The sequence below is a fragment of the Mesorhizobium sp. M4B.F.Ca.ET.203.01.1.1 genome (assembly GCF_004791025.1).
Taxonomy (GTDB): domain Bacteria; phylum Pseudomonadota; class Alphaproteobacteria; order Rhizobiales; family Rhizobiaceae; genus Mesorhizobium; species Mesorhizobium abyssinicae.
On sequence record NZ_SRUO01000208.1, the window covers coordinates 1 to 311 of the forward strand.

Genomic DNA, 311 nt, shown 5'->3' on the forward strand with positions numbered 1-311 from the left:
GTCATGGTTCCGCACGGCGACGCCGCCCTCCTCAACAAGGACGTGCGCCGGCTGCTGGATGCGATGCGGGCCGGCAAGCGGCATGAAGGCAAGATCATTCCGCTGTCGATCTCGGTGGGCATCGCGCTTGCGCCGCTGCATGCTTCGAACGGCACCGAATTGATGCTGCTGGCCGACCTCGCGCTCTACGAAAGCAAGGCAGGCGGCCGCGGCCGCGTCACCGTTTTCGACGAGGAGATGCTGTCGGACAAACGCTATCGCCGGCTGGTCGAGCGCGAGCTGCGCGCCGCGATCTATCTTGGCGAGTTGGA

At 65.6% G+C, this 311-nt stretch carries 1 protein-coding gene; it reads left to right on the forward strand.

Translation table 11 applies throughout. The annotated features are described in order from the left end of the window. The coding region (locus EN846_RS34355; protein WP_135928142.1) for a diguanylate cyclase at positions 1-311 on the forward strand (311 nt) is incomplete at both ends.